This window comes from Rhizobium sp. CCGE531 (assembly GCF_003627795.1).
Classification (GTDB): domain Bacteria; phylum Pseudomonadota; class Alphaproteobacteria; order Rhizobiales; family Rhizobiaceae; genus Rhizobium.
In genome coordinates, this window is the sequence record NZ_CP032687.1 from 496,282 (window position 1) to 519,294 (window position 23,013).

At 57.6% G+C, this 23,013-nt stretch carries 21 protein-coding genes and 1 pseudogene; 14 read left to right on the forward strand and 8 right to left on the reverse strand.

All coding sequences use genetic code 11. The annotated features are described in order from the left end of the window. Window positions 1-5: 5 nt before the first annotated feature. From CCGE531_RS32250 to CCGE531_RS32265, 4 genes are all read right to left on the reverse strand, one after another. Complete coding sequence (locus tag CCGE531_RS32250) at window positions 6-941, reverse strand: ABC transporter permease (protein ID WP_120670955.1); 936 nt, start codon at window positions 939-941, stop codon at window positions 6-8. Beyond that, window positions 941-1,933 (reverse strand): ABC transporter ATP-binding protein, encoded by a 993-nt coding sequence (locus CCGE531_RS32255; protein WP_120670956.1) that lies wholly within the window; start codon window positions 1,931-1,933, stop codon window positions 941-943. The genes CCGE531_RS32250 and CCGE531_RS32255 overlap by 1 nt, the downstream gene beginning before the upstream one ends. After that, window positions 1,930-2,916, reverse strand: coding sequence for an ABC transporter ATP-binding protein (locus tag CCGE531_RS32260; protein ID WP_245459614.1), 987 nt, complete (start codon window positions 2,914-2,916; stop codon window positions 1,930-1,932). Before CCGE531_RS32260 ends, CCGE531_RS32255 begins: the two co-directional genes overlap by 4 nt. Window positions 2,917-2,996: 80 nt before the next feature. Further along, window positions 2,997-4,568 carry an ABC transporter substrate-binding protein gene (locus tag CCGE531_RS32265; RefSeq protein WP_120670958.1) on the reverse strand — a complete coding sequence of 524 codons (1,572 nt, stop codon included), beginning with the start codon at window positions 4,566-4,568 and terminating at the stop codon, window positions 2,997-2,999. A 599-nt stretch (window positions 4,569-5,167) separates the two neighbouring features. Between CCGE531_RS32265 and CCGE531_RS32270 the strand changes: the two genes are divergently transcribed. From CCGE531_RS32270 to CCGE531_RS32300, 6 genes are all read left to right on the forward strand, one after another. Next, window positions 5,168-6,079, forward strand: coding sequence for a LysR family transcriptional regulator (locus tag CCGE531_RS32270; RefSeq protein WP_120671021.1), 912 nt, complete (start codon window positions 5,168-5,170; stop codon window positions 6,077-6,079). 170 nt (window positions 6,080-6,249) lie between these two features. Further along, complete coding sequence (locus CCGE531_RS32275; protein ID WP_120670959.1) at window positions 6,250-7,434, forward strand: pyridoxal phosphate-dependent aminotransferase; 1,185 nt, start codon at window positions 6,250-6,252, stop codon at window positions 7,432-7,434. Further along, window positions 7,409-8,281 carry an isocitrate lyase/phosphoenolpyruvate mutase family protein gene (locus CCGE531_RS32280; protein ID WP_120670960.1) on the forward strand — a complete coding sequence of 291 codons (873 nt, stop codon included), beginning with the start codon at window positions 7,409-7,411 and terminating at the stop codon, window positions 8,279-8,281. The genes CCGE531_RS32275 and CCGE531_RS32280 overlap by 26 nt, the downstream gene beginning before the upstream one ends. 523 nt (window positions 8,282-8,804) lie before the next feature. Further along, the gene (locus CCGE531_RS32290; RefSeq protein WP_245459574.1) at window positions 8,805-9,629 is read left to right on the forward strand and encodes a hypothetical protein; all 825 of its coding nucleotides are present in this window, start codon (window positions 8,805-8,807) and stop codon (window positions 9,627-9,629) included. Window positions 9,630-10,027: 398 nt separating this feature from the next. Further along, window positions 10,028-10,252, forward strand: coding sequence for an antitoxin MazE family protein (locus tag CCGE531_RS32295; RefSeq protein ID WP_120671022.1), 225 nt, complete (start codon window positions 10,028-10,030; stop codon window positions 10,250-10,252). Beyond that, window positions 10,249-10,572, forward strand: coding sequence for a type II toxin-antitoxin system PemK/MazF family toxin (locus CCGE531_RS32300; protein WP_004119734.1), 324 nt, complete (start codon window positions 10,249-10,251; stop codon window positions 10,570-10,572). Before CCGE531_RS32295 ends, CCGE531_RS32300 begins: the two co-directional genes overlap by 4 nt. A gap of 50 nt (window positions 10,573-10,622) precedes the next feature. Here the strand turns inward: CCGE531_RS32300 and CCGE531_RS35120 are convergent. Next, a pseudogene (locus tag CCGE531_RS35120) lies at window positions 10,623-10,838 on the reverse strand (ATP-dependent DNA ligase); the annotation flags it as partial. Between the two features lie 148 nt (window positions 10,839-10,986). On the opposite strand from CCGE531_RS35120, the gene CCGE531_RS32310 reads away from it, so the two are divergent. From CCGE531_RS32310 to CCGE531_RS32325, 3 genes are all read left to right on the forward strand, one after another. Beyond that, window positions 10,987-11,802: a calcium-binding protein gene (locus CCGE531_RS32310; protein ID WP_120670964.1), complete on the forward strand. Its 816-nt coding sequence runs from the start codon at window positions 10,987-10,989 to the stop codon at window positions 11,800-11,802. A gap of 868 nt (window positions 11,803-12,670) precedes the next feature. Further along, the gene (locus CCGE531_RS32320) at window positions 12,671-12,925 is read left to right on the forward strand and encodes a type II toxin-antitoxin system Phd/YefM family antitoxin (RefSeq protein WP_120670966.1); all 255 of its coding nucleotides are present in this window, start codon (window positions 12,671-12,673) and stop codon (window positions 12,923-12,925) included. Next, on the forward strand, window positions 12,925-13,350 hold the full coding sequence (locus CCGE531_RS32325) for a type II toxin-antitoxin system VapC family toxin (protein ID WP_120670967.1): 426 nt from the start codon (window positions 12,925-12,927) through the stop codon (window positions 13,348-13,350). The genes CCGE531_RS32320 and CCGE531_RS32325 overlap by 1 nt, the downstream gene beginning before the upstream one ends. A gap of 416 nt (window positions 13,351-13,766) precedes the next feature. Here CCGE531_RS32325 and CCGE531_RS32330 read toward each other — a convergent pair whose 3' ends face one another. Next, window positions 13,767-15,170: a PLP-dependent aminotransferase family protein gene (locus CCGE531_RS32330; RefSeq protein WP_120670968.1), complete on the reverse strand. Its 1,404-nt coding sequence runs from the start codon at window positions 15,168-15,170 to the stop codon at window positions 13,767-13,769. Here CCGE531_RS32330 and CCGE531_RS32335 point away from each other — a divergent pair. The 5 genes from CCGE531_RS32335 (at window position 15,070) to CCGE531_RS32355 (ending at window position 20,652) form a co-directional block, all read left to right on the forward strand. Then, window positions 15,070-16,428: an MFS transporter gene (locus CCGE531_RS32335; RefSeq protein WP_245459581.1), complete on the forward strand. Its 1,359-nt coding sequence runs from the start codon at window positions 15,070-15,072 to the stop codon at window positions 16,426-16,428. The two genes, CCGE531_RS32330 and CCGE531_RS32335, sit on opposite strands and share 101 nt — an antisense overlap. Window positions 16,429-16,511: 83 nt before the next feature. Beyond that, window positions 16,512-17,756, forward strand: a complete 1,245-nt coding sequence (locus CCGE531_RS32340; protein ID WP_120670970.1) for a SidA/IucD/PvdA family monooxygenase — start codon at window positions 16,512-16,514, stop codon at window positions 17,754-17,756. A 174-nt stretch (window positions 17,757-17,930) separates the two neighbouring features. Then, on the forward strand, window positions 17,931-18,710 hold the full coding sequence (locus CCGE531_RS32345; protein WP_120670971.1) for a phytanoyl-CoA dioxygenase family protein: 780 nt from the start codon (window positions 17,931-17,933) through the stop codon (window positions 18,708-18,710). Between the two features lie 21 nt (window positions 18,711-18,731). Then, a complete protein-coding gene (locus CCGE531_RS32350) occupies window positions 18,732-19,061 on the forward strand; it encodes a cupin domain-containing protein (protein WP_120670972.1) in 330 nt (109 codons plus the stop codon). Window position 19,062: 1 nt separating this feature from the next. Continuing rightward, window positions 19,063-20,652, forward strand: coding sequence for a class I tRNA ligase family protein (locus tag CCGE531_RS32355; RefSeq protein ID WP_120670973.1), 1,590 nt, complete (start codon window positions 19,063-19,065; stop codon window positions 20,650-20,652). A 140-nt stretch (window positions 20,653-20,792) separates the two neighbouring features. On the opposite strand, the gene CCGE531_RS32360 is transcribed toward CCGE531_RS32355, so the two are convergent. Together CCGE531_RS32360 and CCGE531_RS32365 are read right to left on the reverse strand one after the other, a co-directional pair. Beyond that, window positions 20,793-22,253, reverse strand: coding sequence for an FAD/NAD(P)-binding protein (locus CCGE531_RS32360; RefSeq protein WP_120670974.1), 1,461 nt, complete (start codon window positions 22,251-22,253; stop codon window positions 20,793-20,795). Window positions 22,254-22,524: 271 nt separating this feature from the next. Beyond that, window positions 22,525-22,719, reverse strand: coding sequence for a hypothetical protein (locus tag CCGE531_RS32365; protein ID WP_120670975.1), 195 nt, complete (start codon window positions 22,717-22,719; stop codon window positions 22,525-22,527). Window positions 22,720-23,013: the final 294 nt, after the last annotated feature.

Consider the following 23,013-nt stretch of genomic DNA (forward strand, 5'->3'; position numbering starts at 1 on the left):
ATAGCTCAGTGCCCTCCAGCCGAGTTGGCGTTGGCCAAGCGCGGATCGAGGAAGCCGTAGAGGAAATCGACGACGAGGTTCGAAAGCACCATTGCGACGGCGACCAGCAGCAAAATGCATTGAACGACGGCGAGATCTCGCGCCGCCACAGACACCACCAGCAGGTTACCGACACCTGGCCAGGAAAATACGCTCTCGACGACAACCGAACCGGCGATCAGATTGCCGACCATGAAGCCGACAATGGTTACCGTGGGGATTGCGGCGTTCGGCAGTGCGTGACCGCGCACGACCGCGGCCCAGGGAATTCCCTTGGCACTGGCAGTCCGCACGTAGGGCTGTCCCAGCACCTCGAGCATTGCGCTTCGAACGAAGCGGGCGAGCACGGCGGCGCCGCCGACGCCGAGCGTGATGATCGGTAGGACGAGATGCTGCAGCCCGCCCGTGCCGCCGGTCGGCAGCCACGCAACCCAGATGGCGAGCAGTTGAACCAAAACCAGGCCAAGCACGAAATTTGGCACGGTATAACCCGCGACCGCGGTCACCATGACGGCGCGGTCAATGGCGCTGTCCCGATGCAAGGCGGCGTAGATGCCGGCGGGAATGCCGATCGCCAATTTCAAAACGAGCGCTGGCAGGGTGAGCATGAGCGTTGCCGGGATACGGGCGAGGACAACATCGAGAGCGGGTCCGCCGCTGCGCATCGACCGACCAAGATCGCCCTCGAAGATCGCCGCGAAATACTTGAGGTATTGAATCCACAGCGGCTGATCGAGTCCCCATCCCTGCCGAAAGGCGGCCATGGCCTCGGGTGACGCGTCATCGCCCATAATGCTGCGGGCAGGATCGCCGGAAAGCCGGAGCACAATGAAGGCGAACGTAACGACCAGCGCGACCGTCAGGAAGGCGCGCAGGATACGGATGGCAAAATATCGAAACATCAGGGGCCAACCTTCTTAAGCGGTGGGCTGGCATCGACTGCATGGCAGGCGACAGTCCGTCCGTCCGACAGGGTTGAGTATGTGGGAGAGGTCTGCGCGCATTCCGCACGCGCGATCGGACAGCGCGGGTGGAAGGCGCATCCGGTCGGACGTGCCGCCGGGTTCGGCGGCTCGCCCTTGAGGATGATGCGCTCGCGGGTGCGTCGGCCCGCAACGGGAACCGCCGAGACCAGCGCCTTGGTATAGGGGTGCGATGGGCTCGATAGGAGGAGATTTGTCTCGCCGACCTCGACGATGCGGCCGAGATACATCACGGCCATGCGCTGGCTGACCTGGCGAACGACCTTCAGGTCGTGGCTGATGAAGAGGAGGCTCAGGTCCATGTCTTTTTGCAGGTCCATGAGCAGGTTTACGACTTGCGCCTGGATGGACACGTCGAGGGCCGAGACCGGTTCGTCACAGACCAGCAAGGCAGGTTGCATGACGAGCGCCCGTGCTAAAACAGCACGCTGACGCTGGCCCCCCGAAATCTGAGACGGCAGGCTGGACGCGTGGCTCGCATTGAGGCCAACGGCGCTGAGCATGGCTAGCGCTCTGTCGTTGCGCTCGGATGCTGCCCCGATCTCGTGGACGTCCAACGGTTCGCGTACCTGATCGAGGATGGTCAGGCGGCGATCCAGCGCCGCCAGCGAATCTTGGTAGATCATTTGCATGTGCGCGCGCAGCCGGCGCCAGCCGCGGGTATCTGCGTGCGGCATCTCCGCGCCACGGAAGAGAACCTGACCGCTGTTCGGCCGTTCAAGGCCAAGCGCGATCCGACCCGTGGTCGACTTTCCCGAGCCGGATTCGCCGACGAGTGCCAGCGTCTCACCTGGTTGCAGCGACAGCGATACGTCGTCGACGGCGCGGATCGGAATTGTCTTTCCGAAAAGCCCCTGACGGGTCGCATAGTTTCGAGAGATGTTCTGAAGTTCGAGAAGGTTGGCCGTCATACGAGCATGCTTTCGCTCGGCGTTTGGATGTGCCCGTTTCTCACCGCCGGACCAGAAATACAGGCTGAGAAGCGTCCAGCTTCGGTTGCCATGAGTTGCGGAGCGGCTGTCTCGCAAGCCTCGGAGCGCTGGCGACATCTGGGTGCGAACGGGCATCCCGGAGGCATGTTTGCCGGATCCGGCACCTGCCCTTCGATCGGAACAAGCCGATGCAATGCACCCTCGAAGGGCGGCAAGGCCGCCAGCAGACCTTGGGTATAGGGATGGTGCGGATTAGCGAAGATCGAATCCGACGGTGCTATCTCGACGACGCGGCCGGCATACATGACGACAATGCGGTCGCAGGTCTCTGAAACGACCCCGAGATCGTGGCTGATCAAAACAAGAGCCATTCCGGTCTCACGCCGGATGGTCGTCAGAAGGTCGAGTATCTGTGCCTGGATCGTGGCGTCGAGCGCGGTCGTTGGTTCGTCGGCAACCAGAACGTCCGGTTTTCCGGCAAGCGCCATGGCGATCATCACCCGTTGGTTCTGACCGCCGGACAGTTCATGGGGATAGGCATCGAACCGACGGGCCGCGTCCGGAAGACCGACGAGGTCGAAGAGACGCTTTGTCTCTGCCCGGATGCCCGAGCCGGAAACACCTTGGTGGCGGGTGAGAACTTCACCGATCTGGCGGCCGATCCGCAGCACTGGATTAAGTGCGCTTGACGGATCCTGGAAGATCATTCCGACGCGCCCGCCCCGAATTCTGTCGAGGTCGGACGGGACTGCCCTCAGCAGTTGTTTTCCGTCGAGGCGAACGCTTCCTCCCACCACGGCCGTCTTCGGCAGGAGCCCCAGAGCGGCAAGCCAGGTCACGGATTTGCCGCTGCCTGACTCGCCGACGATACCGAGCGCCTCGCCCCGCGCAAGCGTGAGGTCGATTCCTTGAAGAACCCGTACACCTTTGAAGTCGACTGTCAGGGCTTCGATCGAGAGCAAGGATCCCGACGCCGACGTCGCCGGGAAAGCAGATGCCACTGTGGTGCCGGCAAGATGTTCCACTGCCGTCCCTCCAAGATTCATTTGCGCGCGTAAGCCGCATTGAATGGGCCGAAGTTCAGATCGAGCGTCTGGCCGGGCACCCAGGCGATGTCCTTGCGCTTGCCGTAGAACTGACCGGAACCGTGTAGGATTACGCAAGGCGGATCGTCCCGGTCGACGATCTCAAGCATGCGCCTGATGATGACCCGGCGTGCCTGCGGATCGGTCGTCTGCTGCAGTTTCTCGCCAAGGCCGAAATATTCTTCGTTTTTCCAGAGGCCAGCATTAACGTTCTCGCCGGACGGTCCGAGTATGCGCCACGGAAAACCGAGCGGGTCGGGAATGGTCGCGGTATTGGAATTGTCGTAGATCGCGTGAACTGGTTTTTTCTCGATCTGCGCGAAATTCTCCATCATCTGGATCTCGACGTTGAGCCCGACGGCCCGCCACATCTCAATCATGATCTGCGCGCCTGCCACCTGGTTCGGATAGTAGTTGTTCAGGAGCTTGTAGGTGATGGTTTCGCCCTTGTAACCGGCTTCGGACAGGAGCTTGCGTGCCAAATCGGGGTCGTAGGCGAGCGCCGGGTAATCCGCGATGTAGGCTTCCCCGAAACTCGGGAGCTGATAGCCATTGGGGACAAGGAGCTTGTTTTGCCACAAGGCCTCGACCAGAGCCTTGCGGTCGATTGCGAGGCTAAGGGCGCGTCGGACGCCAACCTTGTTCAGCACCGGGTCGGTCGTATCGATATTCAGCGCTCGGATGTTCTGCACTGGTCCGCCAGCGACTTCGAGTTCGGCATGCTTTTCGATCTCGGGGAACATGTCCGGGGCGATGTCCGTGATGAAATCCACCTCTCCGGCGATCAGCGCGTTCATTCGCGAGGCAACCTCCGGAATGATCCGGAAATATATGCCGGCGTAGGGAGGCGTCCCGCCCCAATAGGCGTCGTGCGCGGCAAGCTTGACCTCGACATCAAGAGATTGGCTGACGATCCGATAGGGTCCTGCACCAATTGGCGCGGCAGTCCAAGCATCCCAGGAGCCCGCCGCTTCGAAGGCGCGCTTGCTGACGATTTCCGAGCCCCAGGAGGCCAGTCGCTTTTCCAGAAGAGCGTCGTCGTTTTTCGCATGAACGACAACGGTGTGGCTGTCGATAATCTCGACCCTGTCGATCGAACCCATCGTCTGCATGGCAGTCGACTTGCCTGCCATGCCTGGGCCAAGCAGGTGCTGTGGGCTGAAGCTGAAGGCGACGTCCTCGGCGGTGAACGCACCGCCATCATGGAAGGTCACCCCCTTGCGCAGGAAAAGGCGAACGGATTTTGCGTCCAGACGCTCCCAACGTTCGGCGAGGGCCGGTCGCAGTGCCATAGCAGGGGTCTGGTCGTAGGCGAGCAGTGTGTCGAACATCTGCGTCGCGATACGCCGTGTCGCAGTATGCGTATAAAGAGCCGGTTCGACGGCTGGGGGGAAGCCTGACAAGCCGATTTTCAGCGTCGTGCGATCAGCTGCCTGCGCCGGGGTGAAACGCACTCCGGCCATCGCCATCAGCCCGCCGGCGGCACTCGCGGTGATCAACTTGCGTCTTGTGAGGCTCAGTTCGAGCATGAGAATTCCTTTTCGGTTGCTTGGGCGGAACCCTCAGGGCTCGGCAATTGAGGCATATTCTCTGGATGGGAGGGCCATTTCGGCCGTTCAGTTCGTGGCTAGCGATCGGACGAAGGGTTCGAACCATCGGATCTGGTCCAACCCCATGCTCCAACCGCTCTTCTGAGCCGCGTCTACAAAGCGCTGTGCACTACTGGCCAGCCGCAACGGCCGCACTCGACGTCATGAAGACATTCGGGACTATCCGTCGTAGTCCACGTCGCGTCTGCACGCGTCCCGAGCGCCGTGCCGTGGGGCCTCTCCTGCGCGACACATTTCAGATCAGACGTCGCGGCAAACGACTTGCCGATCCTTGCTATTGAATTTCCCGCCATTGTGTTCCCCTTCATTTTCGAGGGCCCTGTACCAGGCCAGAAGTTTTTGGCGTTGGTAGGTAGCTATTCGGCCAGTTTTGCTACAAGTAAATGACGGGCATCGAATAATTCGATATCAAAATCACAATTGCGGATGGGTGTTTTTTTCGCGCCGCCGTCATGTGCGCAAAAAGTTGATAGGGAGCGATACCGTCGCGTAGGAGATGTCGATATCTGGAGATGAAGTTGGCTGACGAGAACGAATTGTCCCTGAACGCGGTGCGCGCCTTCGTGCAGGTGGCGCGAGATAACAGCGTCACCCGCGCGTCGAAGACGCTTGGCATCACGCAGAGTTCGGTCAGCCGCCATCTTGCGGTGCTGGAGGAATATTTCGGGGCAAAGCTGATCGAACGGCGCGGTCGCCAGAGCCAGTTGACCGACTTCGGGCGGCTCTTCGCCGACGCCGTGGCCGAACCGCTCGACACCATCCTGTTCACCGCCAAGCGGATGCGCCGCAACGGCAGGAAGGACGCCAACCGCCTGGTCGTGCGCACATCGCTCGCGACGTTCGCCTATACGGTTCTCATTCCGAACTTGCGCGAATTTTCCAAGGAAATGGGCGGCGTGACCGTCGATGTCATCAGTTCCCTTTCTGCCCCCGCTTCGACAGACAGTTTCGACGTGCTGCTCACCCGCGACCTGATGCTGAGCGAACCGGGGGATCGTTGGGACGTCTACGATGAGCAACTGGTATGCGTCGGCGCGCCAGACTGTGTCGCCGGACGCGGACTCAAGGCCTTGCGCAACACCCCCGTCATCGCCGTCACCTCCCGCCCCGATATTCTGCCCACCTGGCTGCGCGGCCTCGACCTGAAAACCGCCGACATCACGTCCGGTGCGCGCTACGACCACCACTATCTTGCCCTCCCAGCGGTCACGACCGGACATAGCCTGCTTGTGACGCCGCATATCGTGGTTGCGGACCTGATCCGGCAAGGTCTTCTGGAGGTTCTTGCCGGCTCGCGCGCACCGAGCGGCATGCAATATCGTGCTTACGCGATTGACCGCAGCAGCAATCCGGATGTCGCTCGCGCCTTCTGCCGCTGGCTCACCCGACTTTGCCGGAAGATGACGGAGGAAGACGTCGCGGGCAGATAGCCGCGTTCGATCATCGCAAAATGCGATCGGTTGGGCGCCCATACGCGATACCAAAACTAGCGAGAAGACCCCTCTCCTCGTAGTTCTCTGTCACATCAAGAGCCGAGGAGAGTTGCGTGTCGCTCATCGCCAAGAGATTACGGGCCGTCAGGCCCTCCCAAACCAAAGCCATGACGGCCGCAGCCGCCATCCTGAAGGAAAAGGGCATCGATGTCATTGCTCTGAGTCAGGGCGAGCCGGATTTCGACACCCCTGAAGCCGTCCAGGACGCGGGGATCGCGGCAATCAGAAACGGCAACACCCGATATACGCCGGTCGCCGGAGTCAAGCCGCTGCGCGAGGCGATCCGTGAGAAGCTCGCGCGCGATAACGGGCTCGACTACGATATCGAGCAGATCACCGTCGGCTGCGGCGCCAAGCAGATCGTCTTCAATGCGCTCTTTGCCAGCCTCGACCCCGGTGACGAGGTGATCATCCCGGCGCCTTGCTGGGTGTCCTATCCGGACATGGTTCGGCTGGCAGGCGGCGAGCCGGTTCTCGTCCCATGCCACGAACACTTCGGCTTCAAGCTGAAACCGGTCGATCTTGAGGCGGCGATCACGCCGCGCACAAAGTGGCTGATGCTGAACTCGCCCAACAATCCGACGGGCGCGGTCTACTCCAAGTCCGACCTTGCCGCTCTGGCCGAGGTGCTTCGCAAGCACAAACAGGTGCATGTGCTAGCCGACGACATCTACGAGAAGCTGGTTTACGGCGTACGCTTTGCCACGATGGCCGAAGCCGCTCGCGACCTGATCGATCGCGTCCTGACGGTCAACGGCGTTTCGAAGTCGAGCGCGATGACCGGCTGGCGGCTCGGCTATGGCGCCGGGCCCAAGGACCTGATCAAGGCGATGAACACGATCGAGGGCCAGACGTCATCGCATACGAGTTCGATCTCCCAATATGCCGCGATCGAAGCGATCGCAGGAGATCAGAGCTATATCGAGACCTTCGTTTCCGAGTTCCGCAAGCGCCGCGATTTCGTGGTCGAGAAGATCAACGAGGCTGACGGCCTTAAATGCCGGACGCCGGATGGCGCCTTCTATGTTTTCGTCAACTGCGAAGGCGTAATCGGCAAGGTCACTCCTCAGGGCACGGTCATTGCAGACGATATGAATTTTGCGATGTACCTGCTGGAGCAGTTCGGCGTCGCCGTCGTTCCGGGCTCAGGCTTCATGGCCTCACCCTTTATCCGCATCTCCTACGCCGCATCGATCGAAGAGCTGCAGCAGGCCTGCGGCCGCATCCTTGCAGCCTGCGAAGCCCTTTCCAAAAGCGAGACCAGTTATGAGCAACGCAAAGCAACTGCGTAACCGCATGGCCGAACGCGGCCTCGTCCATATCATGGCCGCCCACAGCCCGCTTTCAGCCATTCTCGCTGAAGAGGCGGGTTTCGACGGCATCTGGGCATCCGGCTTCGAACTGTCGGCGCTCTATGGCCTTGCAGACATGAGCCTGATTACGATGACCCAGCATCTTGACATGTTGCGTGCCATCGCCGGTCAGTCGTCCCTGCCGATCGTTGCCGACATCGACACGGGATATGGCAACGCACTGAATGTCATCCATGCCATTCGCGAATATGAGAAAGCGGGTACGGCTGCCGTCGTGATCGAAGACAAGACCTTCCCGAAGGTCACCAGTCTTGCCGCCGATGGCCGCCAGGAACTGCTGCGTATCGAGGAGTACCAGGGCAAGATCGAGGCCGCGGTCGCATCGCGCACCGACCCGGATTTCCTTGTCATCGCCCGCACGGAAGCCCTGATCGCCGGCCTTGGCGAAAAGGAGGCGCTGACGCGTGGCCTCGCCTATGCCGAGGCCGGGGCGGACATGATCCTGATTCACTCCAAGAAAAAGGACGCGGCCGAGATCGAGAGCTTCTCGCGGGCTTGGAAGGGGCCTGTCCCGCTAGTCATCGTTCCCAACGCCTACCCGGAACTCGATGCCACGCGCATTCGCGCGCTCGGCAATATCCAGATGACCATCTACGGCAATTACGGCATCCGCGCCGCGACGACAGCGATGCAGGATACGTTCCGGCGGATCATAGCCGACGGCGGCGTGCAGAATGTCCACAGCGACATCGTGCCGGTCGAAGAAATCTTCCGGCTTCAGAAGATGGACCGGGTCAAGTTAGACGAAAAGCGGTTCCTGAGATAGGAAGGCAGTATGCGCCTAACAGCCGCTGCCAATATGGATCATCCTGAAATCGCATCTCGCTTGTCCACAATGCAGATGGCGTGACGGTGTCTTTCGACTTTGTCCGGATCGGGGCTTTTCGCACCCGGTTCGGAGACGACGTCTTCATCGAAGTTGCAATCGATTTGTCGAAGGAATGGCCGAGATATTCAGTGAAGGATGAACTATGGCTCTGGAAGGAGGAGGTTCAGGCGCATGTCATGTTCCGAGCGCGCCGCCTGATAGCGATAGGGGTGAGGATGGCTACGATAGTTGATCTTGTGGGGGCGAAGAGATTGAGCGCATTGATCCCTTCATAATCGTCGGGGTAATCTAGCTTTTTACGTTTGAAAGCGGAACTACGATTGGCCATTGGCGCGATCATCGCCCGTTCAGGCGATACAAGACGCTCGCCCTTTCATGTATGTTTCCTGGCAATACCCGCGCCTTCTCGGACACCAATGTCCAGGCGAGGCGTCGCAATTCGGCTGCTCCGGAGGGAAAAATGCGCAAGGCAATTCTGGTGGTAAGCGCGGCGGCCGCTCTCGCATGCTCGGGCGCCGCATCGGCGCAGTCGCTCCCCCAGCCCGTTCAGGCGGCGATCGACGAGTCCAAGAAAGACTGCGGAGGGCCTGCCAAGCTTGAAAAGGGCTTCGTCAGCATCAAGGACATCAACGGCGATCAGGTTCCGGATTACATTCTTGATTACGCTCATTTGAAATGTGTGGGCATGCCTTCGTCCTTTTGCGGTTCGGCTGGCTGCGAGACGCAGATTTTCGTGGCCAAACCCGACAAAAGTTACAAATCCGTCTTTGACGGCTATGTGCAGGGCATAGGCTTTGTCGAGATCGCAGGGCGACCGGCGATCAAGCTTGCCCTGCATGGAAGTAGCTGCGGCCGCGCCGGGTCCGACACCTGCTATTCGACCCTGTACTGGAACGGCAGGGATTTCAAACCGGAGCAAGGAAAAATCGATCAGCCTGCCACGGAAAAAGCGACGGCCGCGGGCGGTGACCTGGACGTCCAAATTCTGGAAGAGGGCGGAGACGGTCAGGTGGCAAACTGCTCGAGCAACATGGTTGCCGGACTAAAAGCCAACGGTGACGGCTTTCTCGCAATAAGGTCCGGGCCTGGCAGCCAGTACCGCCAGCTTGGCGAGCTTCACAATGGCGATATGGTCATCGCCTTCCAGCAGCGCGGACAGTGGGCCGGGGTCGTCTACGGGAGCGAGACCCCCAATGTGAGATGCCATTCAACGAAAACGCACCCCCTGCCCTATAAGAACAAGGGCTGGGTCAACGCGAATTGGCTCAAACTCGTTGCCGACTGACCGGGCGTTGTGTTGGCATTCGTTCGCATCTGCCAAGCATTTGGCGGCGCAAATATGGGCACAAGATGGTTCCGCATTTACTGTATCCTGAAGCGTACGCGACAGTGCCGTATCGCTCTGAGATAATTGCCTCTCTTGTTCTTGAAAATGTCGGGTCACCAATCCACTTCGTCGACACATTTTGACGACCAGTCGTTGTGGATGATGAATGGTCGGCTCTTCGGCAGAGGCCCCAGGTAAGCGCCGGATCTCGATCAGCCAGCCCCTCCCAACCGACGCCTGAATATACCGCAACTTGTCCCCGCCAGAGTGAGTACCTTCACGCTCGGCTGCCGACTCATTGACATGGCGGGGCTCGCCCATTATGTTACATGTAACAATCATATTGGGGTTTGATCATGGCAAGCTCGGTCAACGAACGAGTCCAAAAGCGCCGTGAGACGTTGCGCGCCGCTGGGCTGCGTCCTGTGCAAATATGGGTTCCTGATACTCGTCGCCCTGGTTTTGCCGCCGAATGCCATCGTCAGTCCGTTCAGGTAGCCCTTGCCGATGCCGCCGACCGCGGTCTGCAAGACTTCCTTGACGCCGCTCTCGGCGACCTGGACGACGAGGGTGAAGCGTGAGGCGCGGTGACATTGTGACCGTCGCAATCAGCGGTGATTTCGGCAAGCCGCGTCCAGCACTAATCATCCAGGCCGATCAGTTTGATGCAACTGGAACGATCACTGTCCTGCTGATTTCCAGCACACTGGTCGACGCGCCGCTCATTCGACCAACCATTCAGCCAACAGTACAAAGCGGATTGCGAAAAGCCTCGCAAGTGATGGTGGACAAAGCCATGTCCGTGAAACGGGATAGAATTGGTACAACGATCGGTCGCCTGGAAGATGATGCGCTCCTGGCGGTCACAAGATCGCTCGCCGTTTTTTTAGGTGTCGCTTAAGGATGAACCCATCCGAGATGCTGGTAGCCCGGCATAACTTCGGCCGCATCCCCGTGTACCACGCCGGGAAGAACCTGCCGGCGCTCGGATAGCTCCATCTGGCGCAGATCGTGGCCGTCGAAGTACAGAAGATCGAAGGCGTAGAAAATCGCTTGCCCCGCACTCCGTTTACCGCCGCGACCGCCCAGCGCCTGCTGAAGGGCACCGAAGTCTGACCGTCCTACGTCATCAAGAACAACCGCCTCGCCATCGAGGATGGCGGTCCCACCTCCAGAGTTCAGATCAATTTGAGGCGCACCGAACGTGGATGCATCCGTTATAACGATGTGTTTTATCCAAACAAGCAATTACTCAAACCGTCCGGCAAGGCATATGAATGGGTCTGGTGGGGTTGTTTCATAAGGAGGATTGGCGATGGAAAAAACAATTCTGGGCGGCCCCGGCAGCAACAGTCTCTTTGGCAGCAATGGTGACGACATAATGGTCGATCCGACGGGAAATGACTGGATCGACGGCGGTCCCGGCAATGACTCCATCTCGGCCGGCGAGGGAAATGACCGAGTATTCGGTGGCGTGGGCAATGACCACGTGTTTGGCGACGAGGGCAACGACTACCTCTACGGCGACAGTGGCCTCGACAAACCGCGCATGCTCGCTACGGCCCTCCTCGGTGGGGACAACGACAAGCTCTACGGCGGCTCCGGCGATGACGTCCTCTTCGCGGGCGACGGTAGGGACTCTCTGACCGGTGATGCAGGCCACGACACCTTTGTGTTCCAGTTCCACAACCCGATGGCGGGGTTCGATCCAAACTACGAGCCAAAATCGGACCACACCAGCATTGTGGATTTCGACCCAATGCAAGATACCTTTACCTTCGACGCGGTAGGTCTTGGCAGCGATGGTCTTGAGGCGAATTTCGTTAATCATGCGGCGCGCGGCAATCAGGTGGACACGTTCTATAGCGGCCCTGCCAGTGGCGCGAACGGCGAGCACGTCATCGTGATCACCGATCACAGCTTCGCCGACGGTTCAGCAGCAGCCGGGGATATCTCCGGCGAGGCTGCAGGTGATATCGTTGCCTATTTTAATTACAACACAATGACGGCGGATCTGGGTTATGTTACCTCCGAGAACCACGTGGACGACTTTGCGCACTTGAGCAACGTGCAAAGTTTGCTCCACTTGGCCGGCCTCGGCCTGACCGCGTCGGATTTCATGTTCTGCTAGGATTGATATCGATTGATGTTGCGGTGAAGGTGAATATCTGATTACTCGCGATCCGAACCTAATTCGGATGGCAAAGGATTACAGGATCGAACCTTGCCATCCCCGATTTCAGACGAACACTGGTCGATGCCTCGTCGCGTTGCTTGCGAGTTGGACAAGGTCCTCGATGGTAGCGGTCCGAGGCAGGCTATGAAGTCCTTTCAGGGAAGCCCTCGACCTTTCGAGGCTAAGCTATAAGGACGGCGCCTCTTCGCTGCCCGACGTTCTTGACGCGCAGTGTTCGTTTTCAATGCGCAGGAAAGCCTTGGCTGAGGCCATTCAGCAGAGCGCTGCCGACTAAATCTCTCTGAGCGTCGCGATTGGCGCCGGTTATATTCCCGCTGAAAAGATTAATCATTGCTGCTAAGCCGACCACGGTCGTCAAGGTCGCTGCCAAGACGGCACGGAACTTACCCGACCAATCGGCCTTGCGCATGGTCGACCGAATTAGGAAGCTGTAGCCCCCTACTGAGCCCCAGCGCACCTGTTGCTTTTCACCGTTCCCTCGGCGACCAGAATTGACTGCAGGTTCGGCAACGGTGGGTGCGGCGCGCAGTCGGTGCGACAGGGGGCCCGAAGCTTGATAATGCTATCGCTGTTCGGGCGGTATATAGGAACGAGCAATCGAATCGTTCGCTTCATATGCGGTCTGTAAAAATGGGCGCGAAATACCTCATCTACGCTGATCTCCAGATACCGTCTTTCCAGGATCGCCCTCCCCGCTGTAACTCTTGGAGATCGCGCCCAGTGCCCGCGAGCGCAGCATCTTGCAATTCCGGTTCATGCGCATTAGATGTGGTTATGTAACCACGAGTCTTGGAGGCTCGCCGTGACCGTCACCACGCTTTCAGGACGAGAACTCAATCAGGATCTTGGCCGCGCAAAGCGCGCCGCCAAAGATGGCCCTGTGATCATCACCGACAGGGGACGGCCCGCGCACGTTCTCCTATCGTTCGACGAGTACAAGCGCCTCACAGGTAAGATGCGGACGCTCGGTGACATGCTGGTGGCGCCGGGTGCGGAAGATATCGACTTGCCGCTCCCGCAACGCACTGAATACGCCCAACCGGTCGATCTATCTTGATGCTGCTGCTCGATACCAATGTCGTCTCCGAACTGCGCAAGGTTGCGACCGGCAAGGCTGATCCCAATGTCGCGGTCTGGAACGAAACCGTCGATCCCGCCGAGACCTTCATTTCATCTGTCGTCCTGCACGAATTGGAGGTTGGCGTTCGGCTGGTGGAGCACAATGATGCAGTCGCCGGGAAGGTGATGCGCAATTGGCTGGAAAATAACGTTCACACAGCGTTTTCCGGCCGCATCCTGCCTCTGGACGAGGCGGCGGCCGTTCAGGCGGCCCAATGGCATGTGCCCAATCCCAAACCGATCAACGACGCCTATATTGCTGCGACAGCTTTCACCCGTCGGATGACGCTGGTCACGCGCAACGTCAAAGATTTCGAGGGAATGGGAGTTGCGCTCGTCAATCCGTGGGAGCATTCGATATAGGATTCTTAAGAATCCCACAGAGATCGTTCGTATGATCTCCGAACGACAATCATTGCATTGCGCGTTTGAGAGAGTTCGGACGTTCACGAACTAGACGCGAAAGTCATCCACCGAGCATCATCTCAGACAATTTACTCAATTACCGCTGCGGCATTTTCCGCAGTTTGCAAATCTTGAGGATGGAAGCGGCGCGCTCTTATATGTAGTTGAACATGTGAAAATCGCCCCCCGGCGCGCGGGATGCATGGGAAGAAGATCAGCCAGGCCGAGATCGCATGTGTTCCGCCGAGATCAGTCCGGATCTGCCGAGATGCGACGGAATCCCGGCATGATAGCGAGATTCGCATGGCTAAAGGCAATCGGTCCTGCTGCTTCTCGCGCAGCGGACTAACCACTATTCCTTCCGTTATCCAAGATTAAAGTTTGTGTTTAATAGCCTGGCTGAGGCGCTTTGCGCCCTCAACAAGAGTGGTGGGGCGGCCTGCGAAAGTTAGCCGCAGGAAAGAGCCTTCTGGGTCGGCAGGAAACCATGGGCGACCAGCGCCAATGATAACGCCGTTCCGGGCCAGGTCTGCAGCGAGTGCGACATCGCAGACCCGATCCGGCAAGCGTAGCCAAAGGTGCATGCCTCCGGTCGGGACATCGAACGTCACGCAGTCCCCAACTTCCTCGCGCAGCACCCCGACGAGGACATCGCGCCGCTCGATTAGGGCAGCGCGGGCGGCCTTGAGATGACGCTTCCATCCTGGCGCGGACACAACGGCCAAAGCCGCCGCTTGCAAGGGACCGGAAACAAAAAAGTCTTGACTTCCGCGGGCCACCTTCAGCCGTGCAAGGGCCGCTCCCCTTGCGATAACGGCTGCGACCCTCAAACCGGGTGCAGCTGATTTGGCAAGGGACCGAATATAAATAACGTGTCCGTGGCGATCAGTCGTCGCGAGCGGAGCCGGTGCATTGCCTGCCAGATCGAGATCCCGCGCCCAGTCGTCCTCGATGATGAAGGCGCGCGCCTTTGCCGCGATGTCGAGGACAGCAGCTCGCCGCTCGTTCGACATCACGACGCCCGAAGGATTGGAGAAGGTTGGCTGGCTGTAAAAGACCCGGGCCCCCGTCTGTTGGAAGGCGTCCTCCAGCAGTTCCGGTCGCACCCCGTTTTCGTCAATGGCTACGGGAATCACTTCAAGGCCCGCCGCCCGGGCAGCCGAAATGGCGCCAGTGTAGGTCGGCGTCTCCACAAGAATTGGACGTCCAGGCGGCACGAGTGCCCGCAGGGTCGCAGTGATCGCCGCCTGTCCGCCGTTGCATATGATGACATCGTGGGGCGAGAACACGGCGCCGTTTCCGATCTCGCGCGCGAACCACGCCCGCAATGACTGAAGACCCTCGATCGGCAGTCTATCCCAAAGATCGACACGACCTGCGGCTCGACGGAGCGCGTGTGCCAAAAGGCCAGACGCCTGTAGATCAGGCGGCAGGTAGCCCATGCTCAAGATCAGGCCGTCGGCTGGTGGAAGTGTCAATGAAGTTTCCAAAAAACCACCGTCTCCGCGCGCAGCTCCAAGCGCGACAGATTGCCAAGATAGGTCGACAACCTCGGCGGGACTTGCGGGCCCTTCGCGAACGAAGGTTCCTTGGCCTGGGCGAGGCTCGATCAGTCCCTCGCTGACGAGTTGGGCAAATGCTCGCTCCACCGTGGCTGGACTGACATGGAATTCCTTCATGAGAGAACGCACCGAAGGCAGTCGAAGCCCAGGCTTTGCCGAGGCTATCTCCCTGCGCAGCGATTGTGTAACGGTCAAGAGTCTGTTATCTACTTTCATGAGAAAGATAGATAACGCTATTAGTCCAAAAAGGGAAACGCTTTCGCCTGTGACGCCTGTCATGGCCGAAACGAACCAGAAGCTGCTTGATTGGTTGCCCGCGAGCGTTCTGGTGCCCTATCTCATTACCGCCATTGCACTCGCCCTTGCCTATGGTTCAAGCTTTCTGCTTGTCGACGCAATGCAATTCGCAGGCTTTCAGGCATCTGCCGCCGGAGGCATCGTCAGTGCTGGAATCATAGCGACCCTGATCGGTGCTATATTCGCGGGGCGGCTGGCGGAATATACAGGTATCTTGCCCCTCATTGCCGTCTCTTCTCTTGTCATGGCGGCCGCGATGACCAGCTTTGCACTGGTCGGAACTGGCGGTCTGGCGTTTGCCTATGCCGGCGGCGTTCTGCTCGGTTTTGGTTGGGCGGTCTTTTACACGCTCGCTCCAATCCAGCTCATTGATCGCCTCAAACCTTCCGCCCGCTTGGAAGCTCTGACTCTCCTTTCAGGATCCCAAATGCTCGGCATCGGCGGATCAGCTCCGCTGGGTCACTTCATTGCTGACCAGATCGGCAATCCCAGCGCCGCGTACGCATTTTATGCCGTCTTCTGCGTGGTAGCTGCGGTATTCGCTATGTTCGTACAGACACGTTTGAAGCGTCAGCCGCAACTTTCCGCACGCGCCGTTGCTCTCTCCGTCCCAACGAGCCTGTCCATTTTACGCGGGAAAACGGTGTTGCCGGTGATCATGATGGGAATTGGTGCTTGTATTTTCGCTGGTCTGTCCACGTTTCAAAGCATATATGCCGCCTCGCGAGGACTTTCACCCAATGTCTTCTTTCTGACATTCACTGTTACGACGGTCGCATTGCGGTTTTCGCTCGCCTCGATGATCGGTAAATTGCCGCTCGCTCGCCTGGCGCTCGCTCTCTTCGTAACAACACTAATTGGGATCGGACTTCTGGTTTTGAACTCGGGAAGCGCGCTGTTGTACGTCTTCGCCAGCGTTCTCTTTGCAGTAGGCTACGGCCTCACCTATTCCACCTTGAATGCCATGGTGGTGAACCTCGCTAGCGAGCGAGGTCTCTCGATCTCCGTCGCCTCTCAAGTCTTCGCGCTCGCTTATTTCGTCGGATCGTTCGGCTTCCCGTATTTCGGCGGCCTATTAATTGCAGCACATGGCATCGATGTTGCAATGCTCGCAATGGCAGGGCTGGTCGCTATCAACATCGCTATCATCAGCCAGACACTTCGCAGGCCGATGTAGGAAACCGATCACGTATCATTTTCGCCCAATGCTCGATCGGTTGCCGCACTCAACGTATGTTTTTTGACCATAGGAAAGATTCTATGGAAATTCTGGACCTAATCGGTATTGGGATCGGACCCTTCAATCTTAGTCTTGCTGCACTGGCGCACCCGACGCGCCTGCGCACGATTTTTTTCGAAAAAGAATGCAGCTTCGTGTGGCATCCAGGACTGCTGCTGCCCAATAGTCGCCTGCAGGTATCTCCGCTGAAGGACTGCGTGACGCTTGCAGATCCCACTAGTCCATTTTCTTTCCTCAACTATCTTGCAATGCATGGACGACTTTACAATTTCCTGAACCGGCGCGACGCAAAGACGTCACGCAGTGAGTTCACACACTATTTCCAGTGGGTTGCACATCACTTGCCCAGCCTTCGGTTTGGCGAGGAAGTGACCGACATCGCCAAATTCGACAAGGGTTACCGCGTGACGACGACGCGAGATGACTATCATGCCCGCGCGGTTGCGATCGGCGTCGGTGTCGTTCCGAACATCCCCGAATGCGCCAAACCTTGGCTGGGCGATAAGGTCTATCATGTGGCGAGCTATCTAGATCAGTCACCAATTGGTGTGGGTGAACGCGTAATGGTTGTTGGCGGCGGCCAGAGCGGTGCGGAGGTCGTCGAACACCTGTTGGGCAATCCTGATGTGCGTAAGATCATATGGGTGACGTCACGTGCGAACCTGTTCACGAGGGATGACAGCGCTTTCGTCAACATGTCGTACACGCCATCTTATAGCCAGCGCTTTCATTCGCTGCCACTTCAAGAACGTCGGGCTATCGTCGATGACGAATTACTCACCAGTGACGGCATTTCAGCCGAATTGTGCAACCGCATCTATGAAATTAGCTATCATCGTAGCGCGAGTGGCTATAGTGACGAGATCATTCAACTGCTGCCCGCACTCGTTATGAAGGAGTTGTCTCCTCATCCACATGGTTGGCAAGCGCTGTTGGCTCCCCGTGGCGCGCCTTTGCGAACAGTAGAAGCCGATCGTATCGTACTTGCCACCGGTTTTCAGCCTCGCTCGCTTCCGTTCATCGATCGCCTATTGGCTTCCGCCGTCATCGAAGATGACCTGCCGGTCGTAGATGAAGATTACGCCGTTCAATTCAAGGATAGTGCTCCAGGCCAGGTTTATCTGCAGAGCCGGACGCGCGTCCAAAACGGCTTGCAGAGTGTGAATTTGTCACTCGTAGCGTACCGAAATAGCCGCATCGTCAATAGACTGCTCGGGCGTGATCATTATGCGAACGTCCCAGATCGGCAGATCTTCGGGGTCTAGAATGGCAACATGCAAGAACAAAAGGATCGATAATTCTCCGCAAAAGCAATGCAGCTCGCCAAACAGCACCGTGCACAAGGACAAACGGGCGACATTTCCATGAACCGGCAAACTGCCTTCTCAACCGGGGCAGCTTTTTCAGGCAGATCAATTCTGATGAGGAGAGACTTACCCATGTTAACCGAAGCACAAAAAGCAACATGGCATAAAACTGGATACCTCAAGTTAGAGGAATTTTTCGACCAGGAAAGTCGTGACCGTCTCTCAACTCTTGTCGAAGATATTTCGTGCTGGGAGATAAGCGACGACAAATGGTTGATGTGGTTCGAAAAAACGACGGACAACAAAAAAATAATTTCCAAGGTCGAGAACTTCCTCGAATTCAATGCCCCTCTGCGTGACCTGATCCTGGCTGACCACCGTATCGAGTCAATCGTCGAGTCCTTGTTGGAGGAAGATGCCCGGATGCTCAAAGAGCTGCTGATCTTCAAATATCCCGATAGTGGCGGCTATCGCCCGCATCAGGACATCTACCATGTCCCTCATAAGCTGCCAGACCGGATGGTCCATGCAATTGTTGCAATCGGCATCGACGATTCCGGCCCAGACAATGGAGGGCTTTTCTTCAGCCCCGCCAATCACAAGAAGGGTGTATTTCCGATGGATGCCGGCGGTGTGATTTACCCCGACATCGTCGAAACGTTCGCCTGGGAGCCGGTGTCATGGAAGGCCGGCGACATCTTTATCTTTGACGATTATGCGCCGCATTATTCGAAACCTAATAAAAGTGAAAATTCCCGGAGGGTAATTTACTTGGTGTTCCAGCGCGCTTCCACCGGGGGCCCAACGCGGGCCGAGTACAACAAACTCAAGCGCGCCTACAATCCTCCCGAGGGCAAGGTCTCCAACATCGATGAACTCAAGCCGCCGAACGGCATTTTCTATCGCGAGTGAAGCACCGCGTGGGAGGCAAACATGTATACGAAACAGATCGACGGCTCAATCATGCGCCCGGAGTTTGGCGTTCTGGTGTGCCGATTGCTTGAACATCTGCCGCAGACGGTCGCAACGGGCTTCGGGACTTCGATTGTGGAGGTGGTGGCGAACGGTGCAGTCGATCTTCATTCGCACCCAGAGCACGAACTTTGGGTACTGATCTCGGGCAGTGGCGTGTTCGAAGCCGACGGCGAAACCACGGCGGTCGGCGAGAACACGTTGCTCTACATAAGGCCACACCAAACGCACGCGATCAAAAATAGCGACCCTGAAACCAGTCTGAAGTTCTTTTCGATATGGTGGGATTGAATTGAGCGTAAAGCAAAAAACTTACTTTGCCTGCTCGGCGCCCCCATGCCCGAATGGAAAGCTGCACCTTGGGCATATTGGAGGGGTGTACCTGCTAACAGACGTGTTCATACGCTTTCAGCGAATGGTAGGGAATGCGGCCTATCACGTAACAGGTGCTGATGAACATGGCACTTATACGCTGTTGAAAGCCCGCAAGCTTGGCAGGCCAGTTGATGACGTTGCACAAATGCACATTGATGAAATCCTGCGTTGTCTGCGGGTAGTAGATATTGAGCCGGACGTATTTGTCAGGACTTCAAGCGAAGACCACAAAGAGCGAAGTCTCGCAATCTACGACCAACTAAGAGCCTTAGGCTACATCGAGCTGCGGGACGCAGAGCAATTGTATTGCGAAACGTGCGGAGAGTTCGCAGCAGACTCACTTGCGATCGGGCGGTGCCCGGCTTGCAATGCGGAAACAGATAGTAACCTTTGCGAAGATTGCGGCCTCGCGCTGCAGCACAATCTACTACGCAATCCCATCCACACCGTATGCGGATGCAGCCTTGTTTTACGACCGATCCGCCAGGCCCATTTTGACCTCAAGAAATTTGCTCCCGCACTTGATGACGCCATTGAGGCCAGCAGATGGCCGGAGACCATAAAATGCAAAGAACGCGACTGGTTACGGACAAAATTGCGGTCATTGCCAATGTCGCGGCATTTCGATCGTGGTGTGACGTTGAGCTCCCCGGCAGATGTGGCAGGTCAAACTCTGCTGACGTGGTTTGAAGGATTGTGGTGCTACGAGACAGGAATCGAACGCATCTGCAAGCAAAGTGGTGCAGATCTTGACGACACTTTGCGTGACCCGAATACGAAACTCGTATTCTTCATGGGCCAGGATAACCGATTTTATTATACGATCGGCGTCACTGCTGGTTTGTTCGCACGTGGTTACGCGATCCCACACAATCATGCGATCCAGGACTTTTATAAACTCGAAAGCGCAAAATTTTCTACTGGCCGCGATCATGCTTTGTGGGCTGACGAGGTGGCGGCAGACATCGACACGAACGTGCTGCGCTATTATTTGGCCAGCATTGCAAAGCCATTTGGCAGAAACGACAACGATTTTCTGATCGAGGGGCTGGTTCAGGCGGAGGTGCGCATTCATGCTTTCGAAACCGTTTTGCGCCGACACGCTGGATGTAACGAGACGCTGAGGGTCGACAAACTCACGCGCGAGCAGATCCACAATGCTAAACGGTATTGCGAAGCCATGGAGGACACGCGCGTTTGGGATGCTCTAAATGCGTTGAACGCTTTTTTCGACGCTGCGAGTTTTTCAAAGACAGGTACCTTGGTCAGCGCAACGGAAATTTCGGTATTCCTGAGCCTTCTTTATCCGGTGACCCCGACACTTGCGGCTCGCTATGGTGCTTGCTTTTTCGGACTCGGATGGCGACCCCGGCTCTATGACGAAGCTATTCAGCCAAGTGCAGGCTCACGTGAAGCGATTGATTTCACCCGATTTGCCCGCCCGATTCCGGCCGCCTTTATAGCAGCCTACCAAAAACGATTTAGGCAACCACAGACGAAGGCGTGACTTCCTGCCTACCGCAGCGAGATCTGCACGGCTTTAAACATAGTCGGTTGTTCATTGACGATGTCAAAACCACGAATGCTTTTGTCCGCTTCACACTGTTGCGCGTTCCGGCGAACGGTTTTGATACGCAGGTGGAGACTTCAATTGTTTAGCGTCGATCGGATTGGCGTCCTTCGCGTTCCTATGGAGCGAATCTGCCTTATTCGCTGCATAATCCTTTCCGCCTGATCAACAATTTCGGGCACCGAGGTAAGTTCACCGAACGTCCCCCGGGCCAATGGGCCGGCAATGAACAGGTCATCGACGGGTGTCCCGTCCCGTGCTAAGGCGCGATTCTCGCGATCGCATTTGATGCCGAGACCATGCGGATCCTTTGTGATCAAAGCGGCGCGCTCGAGGTCCAACAAACAGGCCTGGCTGCCGATTACATTCTCATGATCGGGGCCGGTTGCGAGAATCAGCCACTGTGCGCGGTCCTTCTCTATATTGCCATGCGGCGTAGTTGCGACGTCGACTAAAATGTCTCGGCTGCCGCATTCGGCGGAAACTATTCTTCCCGCACGAATGTGGAGGCGACCAGCTGCTGTCTCGCGGGCGACGAGTTCCTTGATTTGAGGTGGCATCCGGAAGCGGTGGATGTCGTACCATCTACGAAGATGGCGCAAGAAACACCGTTGCTCCTCGAGCGGCAGCGCCTGCCATATTGCCTGCCCCTGATGCCGCAGCGCATCGAAAACGATCTGCCAGGGCAATCTTTTTTCCGTTACGTCGCTGATAGCCAATCGAACCTGTCGCAGAAGGCAAAGCGCCGTCTTAGGAACGCGTTTTAGCAAGTCATCACCGTCTAGCGTGAAGCTGCCCGTCGCGTGGGGCCGCGGCAGACGTCCTGAACGCGACAATAAAGTGATCTCTCCACTATGACCGCGAGCGCGCAAGGTTGCTAGCACGTCAAGTGCGGTCAATCCGGCACCGATGATCCATATATTGTCCCTTTGCTGGATCTTTTGAAAAGCGCCAGAGGTAGAGGGATTTGAGACAAAACGTGGATGAAATTGCAGCGCAGAAGCAAATTGTGCTGGCGTCCTTGGTGGCGGATGACCGGTAGCAACAACGACGATGTCGGCGTGAAGGATCGTCCCGGCATTTCCTTCGATTCGCCAGCGGCCATTCTGTCGATGAATGCGCTCGACACGCTCGCACGCATGTATGATGCTGCCATTTTCGAGAAGCGGCCGCATCTCATTGTCCATGAAGTCCGCAAAATCACCTCTCCGTGCATAGATTGCTCCCTCTGTTCCAGCCTCCGGATCTCGCCCAGCACGACCGGTTTCACAAAACCAGCGGGCGAACCTCTGCGGGTCTCCGGGTATTGCCCGCATCCGGTGGGCGGCAACGTTTAAGCGAAGTGACGGATCATTTGTGTCGTAGGCAACGCCGGCACCAAGGCGCGACCTTGGCTCGAAGACCACAATCTCATCAGGCTCGAACAGGCCTGAGAGTGCGAGCAAGCGACTTATCGTCGCCCCACTGAACCCGCCTCCGACAATGGCCACCCGGCTCACGGTAGTCAACGAAGGCGACGGTTCTTGTGAGGACTGCATTGGTTTCAATAAACCTAACTCCCTTCGGCTAACAGTGGCTGAAACAATGCACACTTATTTTATAGATTCAATCCATAAATATGTTGTCCCGGGTCCGGCATTTACCTCGAGCGCCGTGAGCACAATCTTGGGGTCGAGACTTAATTGGGTTCACAATGAGATCGCCACGGCGAGACAGACGCCCGATAGGGAGATGTCCGCTGTCGTGGCGATGCGTTGGAGATCCTTGAGCCGCGCTCTACCGCCTGACGAGAGCTGACACGGAAGAGAATCAAGCGGCAAAGTTGCGGCTGTATCGAAAGCTCTCCATCAGCGGGGCAAAGGCTTCAACGGCGAAAGCGGTCAAAACGCGGCCAATCCCAGGGGTGGTCCGCACGCGTCGCGCCGTATCGGCTTCCGCTACCAGCGCCTTGATCTTCCGGCTGGGATTGATGCGGATCCTCTTCTCGGCAATCTGCTCCACCAAATCACGGCACTCCTCGCGCTCAAATCGGGCAACACGGTTCAGTGCATTCAGGATATCTTTAATCCCGTTGAGCTGACGATTTCCTTGTGAAACAATATCCGCATACTAGATGCAGTGGACGACATCGCGCGCCACCATTTCCTCATAGGCAGGAAGCAGGGCGGCAAGCGCAGCCCTCTCAATAGCCGAGTTCACCGGCCACCAAACGGTATAGCGCCTTTCTACCTTAGCGCTTGGCGCGTAGACCCCTAGGATCCCTTCTGCATGCTTAACCAAATGGACACCGCTCACCCT

What these genes read in the sequence shown, in the direction of transcription:
- CCGE531_RS32250 (WP_120670955.1), bottom strand. Translation starts at nt 941, where the DNA reads ATGTTTCGATATTTTGCCATCCGTATCCTGCGCGCCTTCCTGACGGTC.
- CCGE531_RS32255 (WP_120670956.1), bottom strand. Translation starts at nt 1,933, where the DNA reads ATGACGGCCAACCTTCTCGAACTTCAGAACATCTCTCGAAACTATGCG.
- CCGE531_RS32265 (WP_120670958.1), bottom strand. Translation starts at nt 4,568, where the DNA reads ATGCTCGAACTGAGCCTCACAAGACGCAAGTTGATCACCGCGAGTGCC.
- CCGE531_RS32275 (WP_120670959.1), top strand. Translation starts at nt 6,250, where the DNA reads ATGACGGCCGCAGCCGCCATCCTGAAGGAAAAGGGCATCGATGTCATT.
- CCGE531_RS32280 (WP_120670960.1), top strand. Translation starts at nt 7,409, where the DNA reads ATGAGCAACGCAAAGCAACTGCGTAACCGCATGGCCGAACGCGGCCTC.
- CCGE531_RS32290 (WP_245459574.1), top strand. Translation starts at nt 8,805, where the DNA reads ATGCGCAAGGCAATTCTGGTGGTAAGCGCGGCGGCCGCTCTCGCATGC.
- CCGE531_RS32295 (WP_120671022.1), top strand. Translation starts at nt 10,028, where the DNA reads ATGGCAAGCTCGGTCAACGAACGAGTCCAAAAGCGCCGTGAGACGTTG.
- CCGE531_RS32310 (WP_120670964.1), top strand. Translation starts at nt 10,987, where the DNA reads ATGGAAAAAACAATTCTGGGCGGCCCCGGCAGCAACAGTCTCTTTGGC.
- CCGE531_RS32325 (WP_120670967.1), top strand. Translation starts at nt 12,925, where the DNA reads ATGCTGCTGCTCGATACCAATGTCGTCTCCGAACTGCGCAAGGTTGCG.
- CCGE531_RS32335 (WP_245459581.1), top strand. Translation starts at nt 15,070, where the DNA reads ATGAGAGAACGCACCGAAGGCAGTCGAAGCCCAGGCTTTGCCGAGGCT.
- CCGE531_RS32330 (WP_120670968.1), bottom strand. Translation starts at nt 15,170, where the DNA reads ATGAAAGTAGATAACAGACTCTTGACCGTTACACAATCGCTGCGCAGG.
- CCGE531_RS32340 (WP_120670970.1), top strand. Translation starts at nt 16,512, where the DNA reads ATGGAAATTCTGGACCTAATCGGTATTGGGATCGGACCCTTCAATCTT.
- CCGE531_RS32345 (WP_120670971.1), top strand. Translation starts at nt 17,931, where the DNA reads ATGTTAACCGAAGCACAAAAAGCAACATGGCATAAAACTGGATACCTC.
- CCGE531_RS32350 (WP_120670972.1), top strand. Translation starts at nt 18,732, where the DNA reads ATGTATACGAAACAGATCGACGGCTCAATCATGCGCCCGGAGTTTGGC.
- CCGE531_RS32360 (WP_120670974.1), bottom strand. Translation starts at nt 22,253, where the DNA reads ATGCAGTCCTCACAAGAACCGTCGCCTTCGTTGACTACCGTGAGCCGG.